This is a genomic window from Deferribacterota bacterium, from assembly GCA_034189185.1.
Taxonomy (GTDB): domain Bacteria; phylum Chrysiogenota; class Deferribacteres; order Deferribacterales; family UBA228; genus UBA228.
In genome coordinates, this window is record JAXHVM010000198.1 from 1 (window position 1) to 3,107 (window position 3,107).

4 protein-coding genes are annotated in these 3,107 nt (G+C 30.4%); all 4 read right to left on the minus strand.

The features are described 5' to 3' along the window. Positions 1–82: 82 nt before the first annotated feature. Positions 83–487 carry a flagellar basal body rod protein FlgC gene (flgC, locus tag SVN78_09790; GenBank protein MDY6821896.1) on the minus strand — a complete coding sequence of 135 codons (405 nt, stop codon included), beginning with the start codon at positions 485–487 and terminating at the stop codon, positions 83–85. After that, positions 487–894: a flagellar basal body rod protein FlgB gene (flgB, locus tag SVN78_09795; protein ID MDY6821897.1), complete on the minus strand. Its 408-nt coding sequence runs from the start codon at positions 892–894 to the stop codon at positions 487–489. The genes flgC and flgB overlap by 1 nt, the downstream gene beginning before the upstream one ends. A gap of 52 nt (positions 895–946) precedes the next feature. Next, the gene (locus tag SVN78_09800; GenBank protein ID MDY6821898.1) at positions 947–2,317 is read right to left on the minus strand and encodes a sigma-54 dependent transcriptional regulator; all 1,371 of its coding nucleotides are present in this window, start codon (positions 2,315–2,317) and stop codon (positions 947–949) included. Then, on the minus strand, positions 2,307–3,107 hold an 801-nt coding region (locus tag SVN78_09805; GenBank protein MDY6821899.1), incomplete at its 5' end, for an ATP-binding protein. The genes SVN78_09805 and SVN78_09800, both read right to left, overlap by 11 nt.

The window sequence follows — 3,107 nt, forward strand, 5'->3', positions numbered from 1 at the left end:
CTCATTTTTTTCTCTTATATAAAATTATATAACTATATAAATAACTTACAAGTTAAATATATAAACTACTCTATATTTTTAACTAACTTCTTCCTATATCAATTGCTCTCATAGCTAGTTGTTTAGCAGTATCTAAAACTGTCATATTTGCCTCATAACTACGTGAAGACTCTAGCATATTCACTATCTCTTCTATAGGATTTATATTAGGATATCTAACATAGCCTTCTTCGTTAGCATCTGGATGGCTAGGATCATATACCATCCTAGGAGGTTTTTCATCTAATTCAATCCTGTCAACCTTTACTCCACCCTTATGCTCACCATCTAATATTGTTTTAAATACAACGTCTCTCTTTCTATAGGGCATATCTCCATAAGCCCTAGTTGTATTGGCGTTAGCCAAATTTGCAGATACAACCTGCATCCTTATTCTTTGTGCAGACATCCCAGTTGCTGATATATCTAAAATATCAAAGTAGCTCATTATCTCCCCCTTATTGCTTCTTTTAATTTAGCAAAACTATTTGAGGTAATTTGTCCCATCATGGAATAGTTTATTCCATTTTTTGCTAACTCGCTCATCTCGTAATCTAAATTAACATCATTAAAATCATTTCTAGGAGACATATTGTTTTGATATCTTACAAAAGAAGATGGTGACAATATCTTTTGGCCAGGCTGAATATGTTGCTCATCAGTTACTATAAGAGGAATTTTTTTCTCATCGGGAAAATATTCTTCCATCACCTCTTTAAATTTAATCTTTTTTGCCTTATAGAATGGTGTGTCAGCGTTTGCAATATTCTTAGCAATTACATCATTTTTAACAGAGGATACATTTAAACCGTAATTAAGATCATTAATCCTTATCTTATCAAACATATTTACCATTTCTACCCTCTTATAAACATATTCTTACTTATATATCTAGCAAAATGTATGCCTATTTTTCAATATAGCGATCTACATCTATTCCATTTTCCCTATATTCATTAATTTTATTTCTAAGTGTTCTCACTGTAATGCCTAAAGCATTTGCAGTCTTTGTTCTATTACCATTATATTTGCTCAAAGTATTTAAGATTAGCTCTTTTTCTACCTCAGATATAGGTTTATCAACAAGGATATCCTCGTCATTTCTCTCAATTACCTGTTCTTTATGACCAAAGGTTATCCCATGTAGGAAAAGATTATCTTTAGTAATAACCTCACTCTTTGACAAGATTACCGCCCTTTCAATTGTATGCTTAAGCTCTCTAATGTTGCCAGGCCAATCGTAGTTTATAAGTACATTTTCAGCATCAGCGGATAAATTTTTTACCTTCTTATTGTAATGGGATGCAAACTTATTAACAAAAAACTTAGAGAATTCTAATATATCTTTCTTTCTTCCCTTTAAAGAAGGCAATTCAATATTTATTACATTTAACCTATAAAATAGATCTTCTCTAAATGCTCCATTTTTTACTTCTTGTCTTAGATCCCTATTTGTTGTAGCAATTATACGAACATTAAGTTTAATCTTTTTTGTCGAGCCAAGCCTTTCAACTTCTCTTTCTTCAATAACCCTTAATAACTTTGCTTGCAAATGAAAGGGCATTTCGCCTATTTCATCTAAAAGAATAGTACCATTATTTGCCAATTCAAATTTGCCTTTCTTGGTTGATTCAGCACCAGTAAATGCACCTTTCTCGTAACCAAATAGCTCGCTTTCAATTAAATTATCTGGTATAGCAGCACAATTTATTGCAATAAAAGGATAATTAGATCTATCGCTATTTTTATGTATGTACTCTGCTAATATATCCTTGCCTGTTCCAGAGGCTCCAGTTATCAATATGGTTACATCAGTCTTTGACAAGTCACTTGCTAAAGCAAATATCTCTGCTACTGAGGCAGGACTTATAAACAACGGTCCTTCTAATTCTTTATAATTCTTTTTACACTCATTAACGGAGAGAGTTCTATTGATTAATTGCTCAATAACCTCTGCCGAAAAAGGTTTCAAAATATAATCAGATGCTCCTAATTTTAAAGATTCTACAGCATTTGCTATTGTTCCATATGCCGTTATAAAAGCTATAGGTGTTTTTATACCTGCTGTATTTAGCATTTTTAAAAGAGTTAGACCGTCTACTTTTGGCATCTTCATATCAGATATAATCATATCGTAATAATTTTTTGTAGCCTTTTCAAAAGCATCGTCTCCATCTATAGCTGTTTCTGCTTCAAAATTCATATTGTTTACAATAATACTTAATGCTTTTCTCATATTATCATTATCATCTACTATTAATATTTTCTTACTTTTCATAATCTTCACTTTTTGGTAAATCTACTATAAATTTTGTATAGCTTTCACCATCACTTATTGGTGTTATACTGCCTCGGTGGGCCTTAATAATTTTATAACATATTGCAAGGCCAAGACCGGTTCCTTTAGCTTTGTTTGTTTGAAAAGGGATAAATAACTTATCAAAAAAAGAAGGTTTAATACCACAGCCATTATCCTCAATGCATATTATAGTTTTATAATTATCTTCTTTTGACTCAATCTTAATCTTCCCTCCCTCTTGGGTCGCCTCTATAGAATTGTGCAACAAGTTCATTATCACTTGCTTTAGATACTCACTATCTGCGTAAACTATGGTATCTTCTCCTATATTATTTCTAAAATCTATCTTTTTACTCAACATTAAATGCCTTAAATAGAGAACAACATCATCTATAATATCTGCCAAATAATGTTTTCTAATATCTATATTAACATCCCTATTAAATACTAAAATATTTGAGATTATATTATTTATAGCTTTTGTACATTTTAATATAGAATCTGTCATATTTAGATCATTATTATTTTTTAAAGATTTTTTTAATATTGAAGTATATAATTCAATACTGCCCAAGGGGTTTCTAATCTCATGAGCTATATTAGCCGCCATTTCACCCATTAATTTAAGTTTTTCATCCCGCTGTCTTTCCTTTTCAATATTTTTAATAATTGTTATATCATCAATCAAATATATGAAAATAGTTTTCTTATCTATATCAATCACATCAACAGAACACTTAAAATGTTTACCATCCTTTTCAAATTCATA

Bases quoted from the DNA above. Each gene is read 5' to 3' on its own strand.
- SVN78_09800 (MDY6821898.1), bottom strand. From the start codon at position 2,317: ATGAAAAGTAAGAAAATATTAATAGTAGATGATAATGATAATATGAGA.
- flgC (MDY6821896.1), bottom strand. From the start codon at position 487: ATGAGCTACTTTGATATTTTAGATATATCAGCAACTGGGATGTCTGCA.
- flgB (MDY6821897.1), bottom strand. From the start codon at position 894: ATGGTAAATATGTTTGATAAGATAAGGATTAATGATCTTAATTACGGT.